This window comes from Comamonas flocculans (assembly GCF_007954405.1).
Lineage (GTDB): Bacteria > Pseudomonadota > Gammaproteobacteria > Burkholderiales > Burkholderiaceae_C > Comamonas_C > Comamonas_C flocculans.
Map to the genome: position 1 here is coordinate 3,261,219 of NZ_CP042344.1, position 17,002 is coordinate 3,278,220.

Genomic DNA, 17,002 nt, shown 5'->3' on the forward strand with positions numbered 1-17,002 from the left:
CATGTGGTATTTCGCCTGGATTCTCGGCTTGCCGCTGGCAGCCGCCTTCGCCGTTCTCAATGCGATGTGGTATGAGTTGATGGATGACGCGGCGGTCCGCCGCGACCGCCTCGATCTCAACGAGTCCTGAACCCGGTTGCACGCTCCATCACGGCGACCGCGACAGGTGCGGCAAACACTGCCGATGCCTACCGCAGTGTCGTTCTGCCGGTATCTGCGGCGCCTGTACATGTGCAACGATTTGGCAGAGGGGCGCTCCCGCGTAGGCGGCAGGCCGGCGGCACTGGCCGACATCGGGGTGTCCAGGTTCATCAGCGGTACGGTACGAGACCACGCCGCCCCCTGTCTGTCCGTGTACAAGGTCAGCGATCCGGAACTGACCTTCGTGCTCACCAGTGGCGGGTGCAACGCTGGAGTGGTCAGCGAACCGGAGCATGCCCGGCGCAGCTTCTAGATCGCCACCCGCGCCGCCGGCGAACGCTACGTCGATCCGTAGCAGTGGTGTGCCGAGACGCCGCTGAGTGAGGGCTCCTGGTGGCCGGCATGGCAGCAGGGCTGGCGCAACGCTCGTCGGAACGCGTAACACCACCTGTCGTCGGTGGCATGCATGACGCACATGCATCGCTTAGCGATGTACCCGGAAGGGCATCAGACCTGCGTTGTTGAACGATATGAATAGGAAGAAAATAAGTGGAGTTGCGCCACCTTCGATGTTTCATCGCTGTCGCGGAAGAGCTTCACTTCGCGCGTGCCGCCGAGCGGCTGCACATAGACCAGTCGCCTCTGTCTCGCACCATCAAGGAGCTTGAGGAGGACCTTGGTGCACGCCTTTTCTTTCGCACTACCCGCAGCACGCAATTGACCCGCGCGGGCCGGTTGCTCTTGGAGCACGTGCCGCGCGTTTTTATGGCGCTGGAGCAAGCGCGCGATAGCGTCAAATCCGCTGCCAACGGTTATCACGGGCAACTGCGCATTGCTTTGTCCGACGGCGTCACGCCATCACGCTTGCCGGCGCTGCTGGCACAGTGCCGAGAAGAAGACCCAGAGGTGGAAATTCGTCTGTTCGAGGTGCCTTTAGCCCAGCAGATCAAGGGCCTGCATGACGATCTGTACGACGCTGGCTTTTCGATGACCGATGACGTGGGCGCTGGCATCGTGGTCACTCCCGCTTGGGAGGACGAATTGATGGCAGCGGTGCCTGCACGTCATCCCGTGCTTGCCTACAAGCAGGTTCCGCTGGAGGAGGTGCTGCACTATCCGCTGGTACTTGGCGATCCTGCAGTGTGCGAAGGCCATGCGCGCCAAGTCGATCGCATTCTGCGCAGGCATGAACAGGAGCCGCTGATTGTTCAGCACGTCGCCACTTTTGACCTCATGATGACCTTGGTTTCCGCCGGACTGGCCTTGGGTTTGGCGGGCGCGGCGCACATTGCTTGTAGCCGGGAGCCGGGCGTGGTTGCGCGGCCTTTGGCGGGTAAGCCGCCGATGCTCACGACCTATTTGCTGCGTCGTGACGCGGAGCTTTCCGAAATGCTGACCCGGTTCATCGGACGAGTGGCCAACATTAACTCGGCCGATGCCCAGAGCGCCGCCATGTATTCCCGCACTATCCGATGAAAGGACAGACGCCATGAACAAGGTGTTGCTGTTGACGCTTGCCGCCACGCTGACGGCATGTAGCCCTTCGCAACCTTCGGAAACTGTGGACTTTCTGGTGGCGAATCCGAAGCGCATCAAGGAGATTCAACGACTGTGCAAGGAAGACCGCGCAAAGGTCGGCGACGAACTCTGCCGACGCGCTGCCGAAGCTGCGAACCGCCGTTTCTTCGGTGATCGACCCGAGAAAAAATCTAAGTAGCGCCCTTCGCGGCCGGTTCACAGCGACGAAGCTCTCGCTGTTACCTCAATACGCCACAACGCGCTCGCGTATGTGGCATTTTTATTAGCTTCTTCACAGCAAGAACTCCGGCTTTTTTGACCTCAAACCCCGCCATAACGGCCTTTGACTGGTACTGATCCGGCAACGATCCTGACGCCTGCGGCACGTCCTTGTGCCGCGCTTTCCATGAGGAATCAGCGCAGGAGAAATCGGAGGCCAGGTCATGCAAGGGACGAACGTGCTGTTCGGTCAGATTGCCGTGGTGTTCGGCATCGTGATCGCCGGAGTGTGGAGCGCCACACAATGGACAGCAGCGGCCCTTGGCTATCAACTACGCCTTGGCTCGCCCTGGTTCGATTTTCTTGGCACGCCGATCTACCACCCGTGGAAGCTGTTCGAGTGGTGGTTTTTCTTTGATGCCTACGCTTCCGATGTTTTCGATAGGGGCGGCGCTATCGCCGCTGGCAGCGGCCTGCTGGCCGTGGTGGTCGCTATCGGCATGTCGATATGGCGCTCGCGTCAATCGCGCCTGGTCACGACCTACGGCTCGGCCCGCTGGGCGAACGCGCAGGACATTCGCAAGGCGAGCCTGACGCAGCCAGCCGGTGTATTTCTCGGCCAGCACGACCGCCAGTACCTGCGCCATGAAGGGCCAGAGCATGTCCTGACGTTCGCACCCACGCGCTCGGGCAAGGGCGTCGGCCTGGTGGTGCCGACGCTGCTTTCCTGGCCCGCGTCCGCCGTCATCCACGACATCAAGGGCGAGAACTGGCAGATCACCGCCGGCTGGCGCTCGCGCTTCTCGCACTGCTTGCTGTTCAACCCCACGGATGCCAAATCAGCGGCCTACAACCCGCTACTCGAAGTCCGCAAGGGCGACCATGAAGTGCGCGACGTGCAGAACATCGCGGACATTCTGGTCGATCCCGAAGGCGCGCTGGAGAAGCGCAACCATTGGGAGAAGACCTCGCACGCGCTGCTGGTCGGCGCCATCCTGCATGTGCTCTATGCGGGCGAAGACAAGACGCTACGCGGCGTCGCCAATTTCCTCAGCGACCCGGCCAGCCCGTTCGAGCTGACCTTGCATCGGATGATGACCACGCCGCACCTGGCGAATGGGGAAGGTGTTGGCCCGCATCCGGTAGTGGCATCCGCTGCGCGTGAAGTGCTCAACAAGTCGGACAACGAGCGTTCCGGCGTGTTGAGCACTGCCATGTCGTTCCTCGGCCTGTACCGCGATCCCACGGTGGCCGAAGTCACCTCGCGCTGCGACTGGCGCATCGCCGACCTCATATCCACCGAGCACCCCGTATCGCTGTACCTGGTGGTGCCGCCTTCGGACATTAGCCGCACAAAGCCCTTGATCCGGTTGATCCTCAACCAGATCGGGCGGCGGCTCACCGAATCGCTCGACGGCAGCGACGGCATCGAGCGTCGCCACAAGCTGCTGCTGATGCTCGATGAGTTTCCGGCCCTGGGTCGGCTCGACTTCTTCGAGACGGCTTTGGCCTTCATGGCGGGCTACGGCATCCGCAGCTTTCTCATTGCGCAGTCGCTCAACCAGATCGACAAGGCGTATGGGCAGAACCACTCCATTCTCGACAACTGCCATGTGCGCGTGACATTCGCCACGAACGACGAGCGCACCGCCAAGCGCATTTCCGAGACGTTGGGCACCGCGACCGAGTTGCGCGCACAGCGCAACTACGCGGGCCACCGGCTCGCGCCGTGGCTGGGCCACCTCATGGTGTCGCGACAGGAGACGGCCCGCCCGCTGCTGACGCCCGGCGAAGTCATGCAGCTTCCGTCCGACGAGGCCGTGGTGATGGTGTCCAGCGTGGCGCCGATCCGGGCAAAGAAGCTGCGCTACTACGCGGACGCCAATTTCAAGCGGCGCGTGCTGTCGCCGCCCGTGTTGGCGGACAGCCAATACGCCGACGCGCCGCCGCTGCGCCCCGACGACTGGAGCGGGCTGGCGATTCCTGCCGTGCCGACTCCGCCTGTCGCCGGAGAAGCCGAAGGCTTCCCGGCCAGCACTGACGACGGCGGCCCGCGCCGTCAGCCCGAACTCTCCGAAACCGTCGCCTACGACCCCGAACTGGCCGTGCCCCCTGCCGACCTCGGCCTGCTCGATGACGACGACGATCTGCCGCTTCCCCTTCCTCGCCAGCTTGATCCGGCCATGCAGCGCACGGCCCGGCTGGCTTCGCTGAACCCCAACGACGGAATCGAGCTATGAGCTACCGCCTGAACCTCTTTATTCAGCCCGAGCACGCCCAGCGGCTCGATGAACTGGCCGCCAAGAAAGGCGTCTCCAAGTCGTCCATCGTTGCGGCGGCGCTCGCATCGTGGCTGTCGCCCGATGCCGCCGACCAGCGCGAGGCAGCCATCGCCAAGCGCCTTGATCGGCTGTCGCGCCAGGCCGAGCGCATGGAGCGCGACCAGAACATCGCCATCGAGACGCTGGCGCTGTTCATCCGCTACTACCTGACCGTCAGCACGCCGGTTCCCGAAGCGCACCAAGACGCGGCCCGTGCGCAGGGCAAGGCGCGCTTCGAGCAGTTCACCGAGCAGCTTGGCCGCCACCTGATGCGCGGACGCAGCCTGGTGCGCGACGTGGTGGAAGAACTCCATCCTGATCCGGTGCGCCTGGACGAAGCGCAGGAGCGTAGGTCATGAACGCGCCGCAGTCCGCAAACGCGGCCTCGCTCGACCGGCGCATCCAGATGCTGCGCACGGCAATGGGGCCGCTAATCGCCGCCGCGCTGGAAGACCCGGACGTGGTGGAAATTATGCTCAACCCCGACCGCACCCTGTGGGTGGATCGCTTGTCGTCGGGCCGCGCACCGATGGGCGTGAAGCTGCCCGAAGCCGATGGCGAGCGAATCATCCGTCTGGTCGCGGCCCACGTCGGCGCGGAGGTGCATCGCGGCCAGCCGCTGCTGTCGGCCGAGTTGCCCGAAACCGGCGAACGCTTCGAGGGCATCCTGCCGCCCGCCGCGCCGGGGCCGGCTTTTGCGCTGCGCAAGCGCGCCATTGGCGTGATTCCGCTGGAGCGGTACGTCATCGACCGGATGATGACTGCCGCCCAGGCAGGTTTTCTCGTTCGCGCCGTGCGCGAGCGCAAGAACATCCTGATCGCCGGAGCCACCAGCAGCGGCAAGACCACGCTCGCCAATGCCTTGCTCGCCGAAATCGCCGCCACCGGCGACCGCGTGCTGGTGCTCGAAGACACGGTGGAGCTGCAATGCGCGGCCCGCGACCACGTTCCGCTGCGCACGCGCTCCGGCGTGGTGTCCATGACCGAGCTGGTGCGCTCATCTATGCGCCTGCGGCCGGATCGCGTCGTCGTCGGCGAGGTGCGCGGCCCCGAGGCGCTGGATCTCATCAAGGTGTGGGGCACCGGGCACCCCGGCGGCATCGCCACGATCCACGCCGGCTCTGCGCTGGGCGCGCTGCTGCGCATGGAGCAATTGATTCTCGAAGTGGCGGTGAACCCGCCCCGTGCGCTGATCGCCGAGGCCGTGGACGTGGTGATCCACATCGCCGGGCGCGGGCGCAAGCGCCGCATCGAGAGCATCGCCCGCGTCGTCGGCTTCGACGGCGTGGGCTACCAACTGGCGGACGCGCTGGAGACGCCGTTTCCCGAGCTGCCGCCATTTCCCGAAGCCGCACCCGCTGCGGCGATTTCCCCGTCCCCTGACCAACTTGGAGAACTGCCATGACGCAGATGATCGTTCCTGCTTTCCGTGTTTCTGCAAATCCGGCTTTGCGCCTTTCGCGGCTGCGCACCCTGGCCCGCCCTGCGGCGCAAGGGCTGATGCTGGCGGCGCTGCTGCTGTTCCTGGCCGGAACCGCGCAGGCCGCCGGTTCCTCGATGCCCTGGGAAGGGCCGTTGCAGTCGATCTTGGAGTCGATCCAAGGGCCGGTGGCACGCATCGTGGCCGTCATCATCATCATTGCCACGGGCCTTGCGCTGGCCTTTGGTGATACGTCGGGAGGCTTCCGAAAGCTGATTCAGATCGTGTTCGGGCTGACCATCGCCTTCGCCGCGTCCTCGTTCTTCCTGTCGTTCTTCAGCTTCTCCGGCGGGGCTGTCGTATGAGCGCCCTGGACAGCTTCGCGGCCGGGTTCGAGGTGCCTTTGCATCGCTCGCTCACCGAGCCGATCTTGCTGGGCGGCGCACCGCGCACCGTGGCGATTGCCAATGGCACGTTGGCTGCTGCTGTCGGGCTGGGAATGCAACTCTGGATTCCAGGCGCGGTGCTTTGGATCGTCGGCCATTCGCTGGCGGTTTGGGGTGCGCGCGTCGATCCGCAGTTCATGGCCGTGTTCGCCCGGCACATCAAACACCGCCCGCTGCTGGACGTGTAGGGGGATGCCGAAATGCTGAACCTTGCCGAATATCGCCAGCGTCCGGCGCTGCTCGCCGACTGGCTGCCCTGGGCCGGGCTGGTCGCGCCGGGTGTCGTCTTGAACAAGGACGGCAGTTTCCAGCGCACGGCCCGGTTTCGCGGGCCTGACCTCGACAGCGCCACGCAAGGCGAGCTGATCGCCACATCGGCGCGCTTGAACAACGCGCTACGCCGGCTGGGTTCGGGCTGGGCGCTGTTCATCGAGGCAGAGCGCTGCGCCGCCGCCGGCTATCCGCGCTCCGGGTTTCCCGAGCCGCTGTCGTGGCTGGTGGACGAGGAACGCCGCGCGGCGTTCGAGGAATCGGGCAACCATTTCGAGAGCGGCTATCACCTGACGCTGGTGTACCTGCCGCCGGAGGAATCGCGCGCCCGTGCCGCCAAGATGCTCTACGAGAACACGCCGATGAATGGCGTGGACTGGCGCGAGAGGCTGCAAGCCTTCGTCGCGGAAACGGATCGGGTCTTTGACCTGCTCGATGGCGTCATGCCGGAAATCGCCTGGCTCGATGACGCGCAGACCCTGACCTATCTGCACTCGACCATCTCGACGCGGCGCTACCGCGTGGGCGTGCCCGAAGTGCCGTTCTACATCGACGCGCTGCTGACCGACTCGCCGTTGGTCGGTGGCCTGGCGCCCATGCTGGGCGACCAGCACCTGCGCGTGGTGTCGGTGCGGGGCTTTCCGACCTCGACCTGGCCGGGCATTCTGGACGACCTCAACCGCCTGGGATTTGCGCATCGCTGGAGTACGCGCTTTCTGTGCCTCGACAAATCCGAGGCGCAGCGGGAATTGGGGCGTCTGCGCCGCCAGTGGTTCGCCAAGCGCAAGAACGTCATCGCGCTGCTGCGCGAAACGATCTTCCAGCAGGAAAGCCCGCTGGTCGATACCGACGCCAGCAACAAAGCTGCCGACGCCGATGCCGCCTTGCAGGAGCTGGGCAGCGATCAAGTCGCCTTCGGATACCTGACGGCGACCGTCACCGTCATGGACGAGGACGCCGGCGCAGCCGACGAGAAGCTGCGCATGGTGGAGCGCGTCATCCAGGGGCGCGGGTTCGTCACCATCCCCGAAACGCTCAACGCCGTGGATGCGTGGCTGTCCTCGCTCCCCGGCAACGCCTACGCCAACGTGCGCCAGCCCATCGTTTCTACGCTGAACCTGACGCACATGATGCCGGTATCGGCGGTCTGGGCCGGGCCGGAGAGGAACGAGCACCTGGGCGGCCCTCCGCTGATTGTCACGCGCACCGATGGCGCGACGCCGTTCCGGCTGGTGACGCACATCGGCGACGTGGGCCACACGCTGGTCGCCGGCCCGACCGGCATGGGCAAGTCGGTCTTGCTCGCCACGCTGGTGATGCAGTTCCGCCGCTACCGCGGCTCGCGCATCTTCGCGTTCGACATGGGGCGTTCCATGCGCGCCACGATCCTCGGGCTGGGCGGCGAGCACTACGACCTGGGCACGGATGGCGAAATCGCCTTCCAGCCCCTGGCCCGCATCGACCGCGAAGGCTACCGCACCTGGGCGGCCGGATGGATCGAAGGCCGCTTGCTGCACGAAGGCGTGGCGATCGGCCCGGACGAGAAAGCCGCCATCTGGTCGGCGCTCGGCAGCCTCGCCGGTGCGCCGGTGGAGCAGCGCACGATGACAGGCTTGTCGGTGCTGCTGCAATCGAACGCACTGCGTCAGGCGCTCGCGCCGTATGTGCTGGGCGGCACGCACGGCAAGCTGTTGGACGCCGACCATGACCGGCTGGGCATGGCGGACGTGCAGTGCTTCGAGATGGAAGAACTGATGCACAGCAAGGCAGCGGTGCTTGCCGTGCTGGGCTATCTGTTCGCGCGCTTCGACGAACGGTTCGACGGCGCGCCCACACTGCTGATTATCGATGAAGCCTGGTTGTTTCTCGATGATCCAGTGTTTGCCGCGCGCATCCGCCAATGGCTCAAGACGCTGCGCAAGAAAAACGTGTCGGTCATCTTCGCCACGCAGTCGCTCGCGGACATCAAGGATTCGAGCATCGCGCCAGCGATCGTCGAAAGCTGTGCGAGCCGCATCTTCCTGCCAAACCCGCAGGCGACCGAGCCGCAGATCAAGACGATCTATCAGGGCTTCGGCCTCAACAACCGCCAGATCGAAATCGTCGCCACGGCAGTTCCGAAGCGCGACTACTACTACCAATCCCGCCTCGGCAACCGCCTGTTCGACCTCGACCTGGGGCCGGCGACGCTGGCGTTTGCGGGCGCGTCCACCCCTCAGGACCAGCAGGAGATCGATCAAGCGCTGCGGAATGCCGGTGCGGTCAGCTTCGCGGGCGCGTGGCTACGCCACCGAGGCCTCGATTGGGCCGCCGACCTGTTGTCAACGTTTCCTTCTCAATCTCAGGAGAACTCACCATGACCCTTCGTTCTTCCATCAAGCACCGGAGCGTTGCGCTGGCTGCGGCCGCAATGCTCGCGTTCAGTGCTTCCATGCCCGCTCACGCTTTGTTCGGCCTGGGCGGCGGGCGCATCGTGTACGACCCGACGAACCACGTGGAGAACGCGCTGGCCGCAGTTCGTGCGCTGGAGCAGATCAACAACCAGATCAAGCAGCTCCAAAACGAGGCGCAGATGCTCATCAACCAGGCGCGCAACCTGGCGAGCCTGCCTTCAAGCGTGGTCGGCCAGTTGCGCGCCAACCTGGCGACGACTGAGCGGCTGATCGCCGAGGCCAAAGGCTTGGCCTACGACGTGACGAATCTGGATCGGGAGTTTGCCCGCCTGTACCCAGAGCAGTACGCCGCCACAGCGAGTGGCGACCAGATGTACCGGGATGCCCAGGAGCGCTGGAAGAACACGCTCAATGGCCTGCAGACTGCCATGCGGATGCAGGCGCAGGCGTCCGGTAACCTGAACGACGACGAGGGCGCACTCACCGACTTGGTGGGCCAGAGCCAGTCGGCCGTGGGTGCCTTGCAGGCGATGCAGGCCATGAACCAGTTGCTTGCCTTGCAGGCCAAGCAGTCGATTCAGTCGCAGCGGCTCCAGATCACACAAGACCGGGCCACCGCACTGGAGCTGGCGCGGCAAGCCGCAGCCACCGAGCGCGGGCGCGAAGTGACGCGGCGCTTCCTGGGCAACGGCACGCCGTACACGCCGCAGCCCGTCAACTTCTACAACCATTGACGGGTGCGGCCATGAAGAACGCGCCCGTTCTGTTCGCTCTCGCGTCCCTGCTGGCCGGCTGCGACCGGCCGCCTTCGGTGGATGCGCTGGCCGCCGACCCGTCACAGCTGCACGCGCTGCGCGCGCAATGCCGCGCCGGCGAGCACGACGGCGCATTCTGCGCACAGGTGGCCCAAGCCGACCTGCGCCGCTTTCTCTCGGGCAAGGCCGGCCCCGGCGAGTACCAGACGCTCGCCGACCTGCCACCAATCCCGCCCAGCTTCGATGAGCCGGCCGATAGCACCGAAGCCGTGGCCGTGTCTGGTTGGGAGGACACGCCATGAACGACGTTTCGGTCATCGACCGCTTCCTCGATGTGTTCTCGCGCTACATCGACTCGGGTTTCGGGCTGCTGCATGGCGAGGTGGCGTTTCTGACCGCCACGCTGATCGTCATCGACATGACGATCGCCGGGCTGTTCTGGGCGATGAGTCATGCCACCGGCCAGGGCGATGACGTGATCACCAAGCTGATCCGCAAGGTGCTCTACGTCGGTGCCTTCGCCTACATCATCGGCAACTTCAACTGGCTGGCCGGCATCGTGTTTCGCTCGTTCGCGGGTTTGGGCCTGACGGCCAGCGGCTCGACCTTGAGCATGGAGAACTTCCTGCAACCGGGCAGGCTGGCCAAGGTCGGCATCGACGCCGGGATGCCGATCCTCGATCAGATCCGCGAACTGGCGGGATTCCCCGAGGTGTTCATCAACATCACGCCCATCGTCGTGATGTTCCTCGCGTGGCTGATCGTCATCCTGTGCTTCTTCGTGCTGGCGGTGCAGCTTTTCATCACGCTGATCGAGTTCAAGCTGACCACGCTCGCGGGCTTCGTGCTGGTGCCGTTCGCCCTCTGGAACAAGACCGCGTTCCTTGCAGAAAAGGTCTTGGGCAACGTGGTGTCCTCGGGCATCAAGGTACTGGTGCTGGCCGTCATCGTGGGCATCGGCTCGGGGCTGTTCGCCGAGTTCCAGATACATCCGGCCGAGCCGTCGATCGACCATGCGGTGGTCATCATGCTGGCGTCTCTGACCCTGCTGGCGCTGGGCATCTTCGGGCCGGGCATTGCGACCGGGCTGGTGTCCGGCGGCCCGCAGCTCGGCGCGGGCGCGATGGCCGGCGCCGCGCTGGGCGCGGCTGGTACCGCCGTTGCCGTGGGTGCGGCGGCCACGGGCGTCGGTGGCGCTGTCGCGGCCGGCGCGCGCATGGCTCCGGCTGCCGCCAAGCTGGCCGGGAGCGCGAAGTCGGCGTTCCAGGCCGGCTCCGATTCTGCTGGTGGCGGCCTCAAGGGCGCCGCCGCTGGCGTGGGCAATGTCGCCAAGACCGGCGCACAGGCGGCCGGACAGAAGGTGGCGCAAGGCGCGCGCTCGATCCGTGATCGCGCTGCCGCTGCGTTCAGCGCAGATGCGCCCGCAGCAGGTGGTGGTGCAGCCAGCGGCGACGCGCCGCCGTCCGCACCGCAGGAGCAACCGGCCTGGGCCAAGCGCCTGCACCGACGTCAACAACTCACCCATGCCGCCACAACCGCCGCCCACACGCTGCGCGGTGGCGACGGTGGCGCTTCCGGCCAAGGGCCGAGCCTGCGCGATTCCGATTCCTGATCTTCAAGGAGAACACCCATGCGATTCAAACGCCCGCAGGTGCGCTATGCCGACACACCGCAGCCTGCGACCCCTTATCAATCCGCCGCGCAGGTGTGGGACGAGCGCATCGGCACGTCCCGCGTGCAGGCGAAGAACTGGCGCTTGATGGCTTTCGGCTGCCTCGCGCTGGCGCTGCTGATGGCTGGCGGCCTGGTGTGGCGCTCGGCGCAGTCCATCGTGACGCCCTACGTTGTGGAGGTGGACAACGCGGGCCAGGTACGCGCGGTCGGCGAAGCCGCCACGCCGTACCGGCCCAGCGATGCACAAGTGGCCTACCACCTGGGCCGCTTTATCGAGCTGGTGCGCTCGCTGTCCATCGACCCCATCGTCGTGCGCCAGAACTGGCTCGACGCCTACGACTACACGACCGACAAGGGCGCCGTGGTGCTCAACGACTACGCGCGGGTCAACGACCCGTTTGCGCGCATCGGCAAGGAGTCGGTGACGGTGCAGATCACCAGCGTCGTGCGCGCCAGCGACACGTCTTTCAACGTGCGCTGGACGGAACGGCGCTTCGTCAACGGCGCCGCGGCGGGCACTGAACGCTGGAACGCCGTGATTTCCATCGTGCAGCAGACCCCGCGCACCGAGCAGCGCCTGCGCAAGAACCCCCTGGGCATCTACGTCAACGGCCTGTCGTGGAGCCGTGAGCTGGATTCTTCCGAAGGAGCAAAACCATGAACTTGTCTTTCCGCTTTTACGCTTTGCCGTTGATGCTCGTTGCCTTGGCGGGCTGCGCCACACAGGGCAAGCCGCCGCCGGCCATCTCGCTCGATGAGCCGGTGCAGGCCCAGCCGCTGCCGGAGCCGCCCGCGCCGGTGGAAGTGGTCAAGGTGCCCGAGCCGCTGGCGCTGCCGGCGCAGTTGAAGCCATTGCCCGACGCCGAGGACGCCAAGCCCGCGCCGGAACCGGCCGACGAAACCGTGCGCGTGTCTCGCGCCAATGCCGAGGCGCGCATCGCGCCTACGCGCGAGGGCTACGTCAATGCAATTCAAGTGTGGCCCTTCACCGATGGCGCGCTGTACCAGGTCTATGCGGCCGTGGGCCGCGTGACCGTGATCGCGCTCCAGCCCGGCGAGGAACTGGTGACGGTGGCTGCGGGCGATACCGTGCGCTGGATCGTGGGCGACACATCGAGCGGCAGCGGTGAGGCGCTGCGCGTCAATGTGATGGTCAAACCCATCCGCTCGGGCCTCAAGACCAATCTGGTCATCACCACCAGTCGGCGCACTTACCTGCTGGAGCTGACCTCGACCGACAAAACGTGGATGGCCTCGGTTTCCTGGGAGTACCCGAAGGACAGGATGCTGGCTTTGCAGCGCCAGGCGCAGGCGGCCAGCGCCGCCGCGCCGGTCGATACCGGCTTGTCGCTGGAGAAGATCCGCTTCCGCTACGCCGTCACCGGCAGCAATCCGCCGTGGAAGCCGCTGCGCGCCTTCGATGACGGCGAGAAGGTCTATATCCAGTTCCCCGCTGGCATCGCGCAAGGCGAGCTGCCGCCGCTGTTCGTGATCGGTGCGCAGGGCGACGGGCAACTGGTGAATTACCGCTTCCGTGCGTCGTACTACATCGTGGATCGCCTCTTTGGCGCGGCGGAACTGCGCTTGGGCGGCGACAAGGGCGACGTGGTGCGGATCGAGCGCAATGACGGGGCGGCAGTGGGCACGCGGAGGAACTGACCATGAGCCAGGACGACACCCCCGACCGTGCTGCGCCGCAGGCGGGCAAGGTCGCGCCCGAGGCGGTGGCGCTGCGCGCGCAGCCGCGCCCGGTCACGCGCCTGAACCGGCGCACGCTGGCGATGCTCATGGGCGGCCTGTCGGTCGCCGTACTCGGGGCCGCCATCTGGTCGCTCCAGCCGCATCGACGCGGTGCGGGCGAGCAGACCGAGCTTTACAACGTCGATCGCGTATCGAAGTCCGAAGGGCTGGACGGCCTGCCATCGGACTACTCGAAGCTGCCGCAGAAGGTGCCCGAGCTGGGGCCGCCGCTACCGGGCGACCTTGGCCCGGCCATCGTGGCCTCGCAGCAGCCAGTCACACCCACCTATGCGCCGCCTGGCCATGACCCGGCGGATGCCTTGCGCAAGGAGGCCGAAGCGGCGGCGGCTTCGGCGGTGTTCTTTCGCTCGGGCCAGCAGGGCAAGGTCGTAGCGCCTGCCACAGCCCAAGCCGCTGCGGCTGCGCCGGGTAGCGCCTTGGCGGGCTTCGACCCGCTGGCGGCGGGGCCTGCCTCGACGGCGGCCCAGCCTGCCGATCCGACCGCCACGCAGAACCGGCAAGACCAGAAGGAGGCGTTCTTGAAAGGCGGTTCTACCGAAACCCGCAATTCCGGCAATCTGCAAATGCCGGCCTCGCCGTATCAGGTCATGGCCGGAACAGTGATCGCCGGGGCGCTCGTCACGGGCATCAAGTCGGACTTGCCGGGCGACGTGATCGCCACGGTGACGGAGCCGGTCTATGACTCGGCCACGGGTAAGTTCCTGCTGATCCCGCAGGGATCGCGCATCCTCGGCAAATACAACAGCCAGGTCAGCTACGGGCAGAGCCGGGTTCAAGTGGTCTGGAACCGGATCATCCTGCCGGACACGTCTTCGCTGACCATCGACAACCTGGTGGGCACCGACCCGGCCGGCTACTCCGGCCTCGAAGACGGCGTGGACTACCACTGGGGCCGGATCGTCGCCGGCGCGGCGCTGACGACGCTGCTGGGCGTGGGTGCCGAACTGGCCGCGCCGGAGAACCGGCAGGACGGCAACCGCATCGTGATCGCGGGGCGCGACAGCGCCCAGGACAGCATCAATCAGGTCGGCCAGGAGATGACCCGGCGCAACATGAACATCCAGCCGACCTTGACCGAGCGGCCGGGCCTGCCGGTGCGGATCATCGTCAACCGCGACCTGGTGCTGCGACCGTATCAGCCGATGTTCTTCCAGAGGGGGACAATTCGATGAGCACGGGCAAGAAGCTGCGGCTCGGGCCGCTGCCGAAACTGGAATCCACGAAGCTGGCCTTCGCGTGTCCGGCCCACTTGAAGGCCGACCTCGACCGCTACGCGGCGCTGCACGCGCAAACCTACGGCGAACCGGTCGATGCGGCTACGCTGATCCCATACATGCTGGAGGCGTTCATGGCGGGAGACAGGGGATTCAGGAGACGGGGGCCGGACAAGGGGGGTAGCACTCTTGCGAAACCAGGTTGATCTCTCGACGAAGTGGGCCATACATCTGCAGGGCACCGATACCTGGATTGATGGAGAGCCTTGAGGAACTCAGGGAAGAAACAGCCAGCAGTGGCACCGAGGCACGGTTCTGATTCGGTGTTGGACCAGCTTGCTAGGGATGCTCTTCACGAATCGAGCGGTAAGTGTGCGCTGCGGATCGGGATGGGCTGCAAGGCGCAAACCGCAGCAATAGTCGGAGCTATTGCGAGGATTTGCGACGCCGCAGACCGCCCGAGCCCGCAGATGCACGCGGCGCGGTGATTCGTGAAGAGCATCCCTAGGAGATTCGCTTATGACCCAGGCCTGCTTACACTGAAAGTGTGCCTGCGACGCGCCGAGCATGTACTGCGTGCAGACCAGAGGGGGCGAAACCCTGTCAATTGCCTGGAAGGCAGAACATCCGTCGGCTATTGGAACTGCAGGCGTGAATGAGCTCGTCGACGTTGCAACCCAAGAGCTCTGCCACGCTTTCCGCGACCCAGGGAAGATTAGCCGGCTCGTTGTGCCCCCGACGCGTTCCGGCGTTCTTGGGGAACAGATAAGGAGCATCCGTTTCAAGGTGCAGTCGATCCAGCGGAATGGCTGGCAGGGCTGCGCGAAGCGCCTGGCCGCGTTGGAGGTCTGTGACCCAACCCGTGATGCCAATGTCGAGTCCCATCGTGAGAAAGGCTTCCGCTTCCGCGCGATTACCTGTGAAACAGTGCACGACGCCGCGCGCTCCGGCGGCCATCACAGGGGTAAGCATGTCGTGGAAATCGGTGAAGGCGTCTCGGCAGTGAAGAAAAAGCGGCTTGCGATTCTCGACAGCCACTGACAGCTGCTGCTCGAAGGCAATGCGCTGCGCTTGGGGAGGCGAAAAGTTGCGGTTGTAGTCAAGGCCACACTCTCCAATAGCTACGACCTCCGTGCATTTCCAGAGTTCGGTCAGCTCGCGGACGGTGCTTGGGTCGTACGACTTTGCGCCATGGGGGTGCACCCCCGCGGTCGCGAAGACAGTGCCCGGATTGGCTCTCGCAAGCTCAAGGGCCAGACGACTGGACGCCGCCGATGTGCCTGTCGCCAGAATCTGGGTCACGTTTGCCGCCCGTGCACGCACCAACAGTTGGTCGGTCAGCGACACCAACTGCCCAGAGTGGAAGTTAACGCCGATGTCAACCAGTCGCGCTTGTTCGATTTTTGATCCTGTGCTCATGCGCCGATGGTACGGAATTGATGCACACGATCGGCTGGGTCAATCCTAGAGGCGCCAGCCCGTGATGTCTCGCGGGCCGTCTGCTCGAACAGGAGTGCAGAGACGCTGCCAGCGACCCGACGCGCAGGCCGCAGAAGGCAGGCTTCACGAAAGGCGCTTTGAGGCGTGAACTCCGCCCATGAGAACACGGAAAGTGCCGGCGACACTGCGTTTTTCTTATTTGCCACCCAAGAAGAGCGTGGCAACCCTCGCTGTCCAACGGGTGTATCCACTGCGACGCGCCGCAAGGGCGATTCTTCGACCACGAGGTCGTCTACGACGCGTAGCCGGTCTTCAGCGTCGATGTGCTGTTCGATGACCGTTGGGTTTCGCACCTGTAGGACCGTCAAGCCATCGACAAATGGTGGTTCGACGATCGACTAGGCGAGGGCGCCGCAGAGGACTCTTCACAGGGCTAGATTTTCTTGGCGTCTTGCCAACTGGACCTGACCGAGCTGTGCACCGGCTTGTAGCGGGCTTGGCCGATCGGCGTCTGCTTTTCCAATTGGAACAGCCAGAAATCCTGCTCCTGCGCCGCTATCTTGTCGAACAACTCCCGCTCCGCTGCATTCAGGAGATGGCCGAACTTCTCAAAACGGGTGCGCTTGTCGGTTGACGGCAGCACGGCAAAACCCGGCGAGGAGGAAAACACCACCTGTCCGTCCACCCGAATTTCGGGAACCTCGCCGATGTCGATGAACTTTCCGCCAAGCCAGATGTGGGTAGGTGGGAAAAACGAGAGCTCGCTGGCTTGCTTGTAGGCCTCCTCAAGCGAGGCCGGAACGGCCGTGCCCAAATGTCGGAAGAGCCTGTAGTTCTGCAGGTCGTCCAGTGCCGCGCTGGCCAACTCTTCGGGCTGCTGTGTCTCGAAGAGTGTGGTGCCCGTCTCGTCGTCACGGTAGTGGGCCAGCCCCCGCCACAGATCTTTGGCGGCGAGGTACCACCCATCGTCGCACTCCGCGTACTCGGATGTCAGCGAAAGCTCTTCGGCGTCCTTGACGTCCATGGCGAAGACAAAGCCTTGGGCGAAGGCCTTCTGTGATTCGGCCGACGCGGGGCTGCGCATGGCCGCTCGATCTAGAAGGTCCTTCAGTGACTCGGGAAGCGGTTTGCTGCGACTCGCGCTGGCTGTCTGTTCAAGGCAGACCGTCACATGCTTCCAGTGCTCGTAGCCGTGCTGTTTGGCGACAGCATCCAGTGCAATGGCGAGCGATGTACGGGTGCTTTTACGAAGCGTCTTGGCCAAACGCTTGAGTTTTTCGGCGGCGGTCGCCGTTGTTGAGATGAGTTCCATGGTGCGTTCCTTCATGTTGCCGCAGATACACCCGGTGCTCACTGCCGCGCTCCGCGAAACATGGGAAGCTCAGTCGAAGGTCTTCACGTCGTCCCGGCGAACCGGGTGGGCCATGGTG

The 17,002-nt window shown here is 65.0% G+C and carries 18 protein-coding genes; 16 read left to right on the plus strand and 2 right to left on the minus strand.

The features are described 5' to 3' along the window. The first annotated feature begins 1 nt into the window (after position 1). The 16 genes from cydX (at position 2) to FOZ74_RS15715 (ending at position 14,338) form a co-directional block, all read left to right on the plus strand. The gene (gene cydX, locus FOZ74_RS15640) at positions 2–130 is read left to right on the plus strand and encodes a cytochrome bd-I oxidase subunit CydX (RefSeq protein WP_051384976.1); all 129 of its coding nucleotides are present in this window, start codon (positions 2–4) and stop codon (positions 128–130) included. Positions 131–690: 560 nt separating this feature from the next. After that, a complete protein-coding gene (locus tag FOZ74_RS15645; RefSeq protein ID WP_024540084.1) occupies positions 691–1,617 on the plus strand; it encodes a LysR family transcriptional regulator in 927 nt (308 codons plus the stop codon). Positions 1,618–1,630: 13 nt separating this feature from the next. Further along, positions 1,631–1,858, plus strand: a complete 228-nt coding sequence (locus FOZ74_RS15650) for an EexN family lipoprotein (protein ID WP_024540085.1) — start codon at positions 1,631–1,633, stop codon at positions 1,856–1,858. Positions 1,859–2,102: 244 nt separating this feature from the next. Then, entirely contained in the window at positions 2,103–4,118 is a 2,016-nt protein-coding gene (locus FOZ74_RS15655) for a conjugal transfer protein TraG (RefSeq protein ID WP_024540086.1), read from the plus strand. Further along, positions 4,115–4,558 (plus strand): CopG family transcriptional regulator, encoded by a 444-nt coding sequence (locus tag FOZ74_RS15660; RefSeq protein WP_024540087.1) that lies wholly within the window; start codon positions 4,115–4,117, stop codon positions 4,556–4,558. The genes FOZ74_RS15655 and FOZ74_RS15660 overlap by 4 nt, the downstream gene beginning before the upstream one ends. After that, positions 4,555–5,604 (plus strand): P-type conjugative transfer ATPase TrbB, encoded by a 1,050-nt coding sequence (gene trbB, locus FOZ74_RS15665; protein WP_146913961.1) that lies wholly within the window; start codon positions 4,555–4,557, stop codon positions 5,602–5,604. Before FOZ74_RS15660 ends, trbB begins: the two co-directional genes overlap by 4 nt. Next, positions 5,601–5,984 carry a TrbC/VirB2 family type IV secretion system protein gene (locus FOZ74_RS15670; RefSeq protein WP_146913962.1) on the plus strand — a complete coding sequence of 128 codons (384 nt, stop codon included), beginning with the start codon at positions 5,601–5,603 and terminating at the stop codon, positions 5,982–5,984. The genes trbB and FOZ74_RS15670 overlap by 4 nt, the downstream gene beginning before the upstream one ends. Further along, the gene (locus tag FOZ74_RS15675) at positions 5,981–6,253 is read left to right on the plus strand and encodes a VirB3 family type IV secretion system protein (RefSeq protein WP_146913963.1); all 273 of its coding nucleotides are present in this window, start codon (positions 5,981–5,983) and stop codon (positions 6,251–6,253) included. Before FOZ74_RS15670 ends, FOZ74_RS15675 begins: the two co-directional genes overlap by 4 nt. A 12-nt stretch (positions 6,254–6,265) precedes the next feature. Then, positions 6,266–8,695 carry a conjugal transfer protein TrbE gene (gene trbE, locus FOZ74_RS15680; RefSeq protein ID WP_146913964.1) on the plus strand — a complete coding sequence of 810 codons (2,430 nt, stop codon included), beginning with the start codon at positions 6,266–6,268 and terminating at the stop codon, positions 8,693–8,695. Positions 8,696–8,709: 14 nt separating this feature from the next. Further along, positions 8,710–9,462: a P-type conjugative transfer protein TrbJ gene (gene trbJ / locus FOZ74_RS15685; protein ID WP_146914238.1), complete on the plus strand. Its 753-nt coding sequence runs from the start codon at positions 8,710–8,712 to the stop codon at positions 9,460–9,462. 11 nt (positions 9,463–9,473) lie between these two features. Next, entirely contained in the window at positions 9,474–9,785 is a 312-nt protein-coding gene (locus FOZ74_RS15690; RefSeq protein WP_146913965.1) for an EexN family lipoprotein, read from the plus strand. Further along, complete coding sequence (gene trbL, locus FOZ74_RS15695) at positions 9,782–11,095, plus strand: P-type conjugative transfer protein TrbL (RefSeq protein ID WP_146913966.1); 1,314 nt, start codon at positions 9,782–9,784, stop codon at positions 11,093–11,095. The genes FOZ74_RS15690 and trbL overlap by 4 nt, the downstream gene beginning before the upstream one ends. An 18-nt stretch (positions 11,096–11,113) precedes the next feature. Beyond that, positions 11,114–11,818 (plus strand): conjugal transfer protein TrbF, encoded by a 705-nt coding sequence (gene trbF, locus FOZ74_RS15700; RefSeq protein WP_146913967.1) that lies wholly within the window; start codon positions 11,114–11,116, stop codon positions 11,816–11,818. Then, a complete protein-coding gene (trbG, locus tag FOZ74_RS15705) occupies positions 11,815–12,816 on the plus strand; it encodes a P-type conjugative transfer protein TrbG (protein WP_146913968.1) in 1,002 nt (333 codons plus the stop codon). The genes trbF and trbG overlap by 4 nt, the downstream gene beginning before the upstream one ends. Positions 12,817–12,818: 2 nt before the next feature. Continuing rightward, positions 12,819–14,090 (plus strand): TraB/TrbI/VirB10 family type IV secretion system protein, encoded by a 1,272-nt coding sequence (locus FOZ74_RS15710; RefSeq protein WP_146913969.1) that lies wholly within the window; start codon positions 12,819–12,821, stop codon positions 14,088–14,090. Further along, positions 14,087–14,338: a DUF2274 domain-containing protein gene (locus tag FOZ74_RS15715; RefSeq protein WP_146913970.1), complete on the plus strand. Its 252-nt coding sequence runs from the start codon at positions 14,087–14,089 to the stop codon at positions 14,336–14,338. Before FOZ74_RS15710 ends, FOZ74_RS15715 begins: the two co-directional genes overlap by 4 nt. A gap of 397 nt (positions 14,339–14,735) precedes the next feature. On the opposite strand, the gene FOZ74_RS15720 is transcribed toward FOZ74_RS15715, so the two are convergent. Together FOZ74_RS15720 and FOZ74_RS15725 are read right to left on the minus strand one after the other, a co-directional pair. Next, a complete protein-coding gene (locus FOZ74_RS15720; protein ID WP_146913971.1) occupies positions 14,736–15,551 on the minus strand; it encodes a TatD family hydrolase in 816 nt (271 codons plus the stop codon). A 454-nt stretch (positions 15,552–16,005) separates the two neighbouring features. Continuing rightward, positions 16,006–16,884 (minus strand): hypothetical protein, encoded by an 879-nt coding sequence (locus tag FOZ74_RS15725; RefSeq protein WP_146913972.1) that lies wholly within the window; start codon positions 16,882–16,884, stop codon positions 16,006–16,008. Between the last annotated feature and the right edge of the window lie 118 nt (positions 16,885–17,002).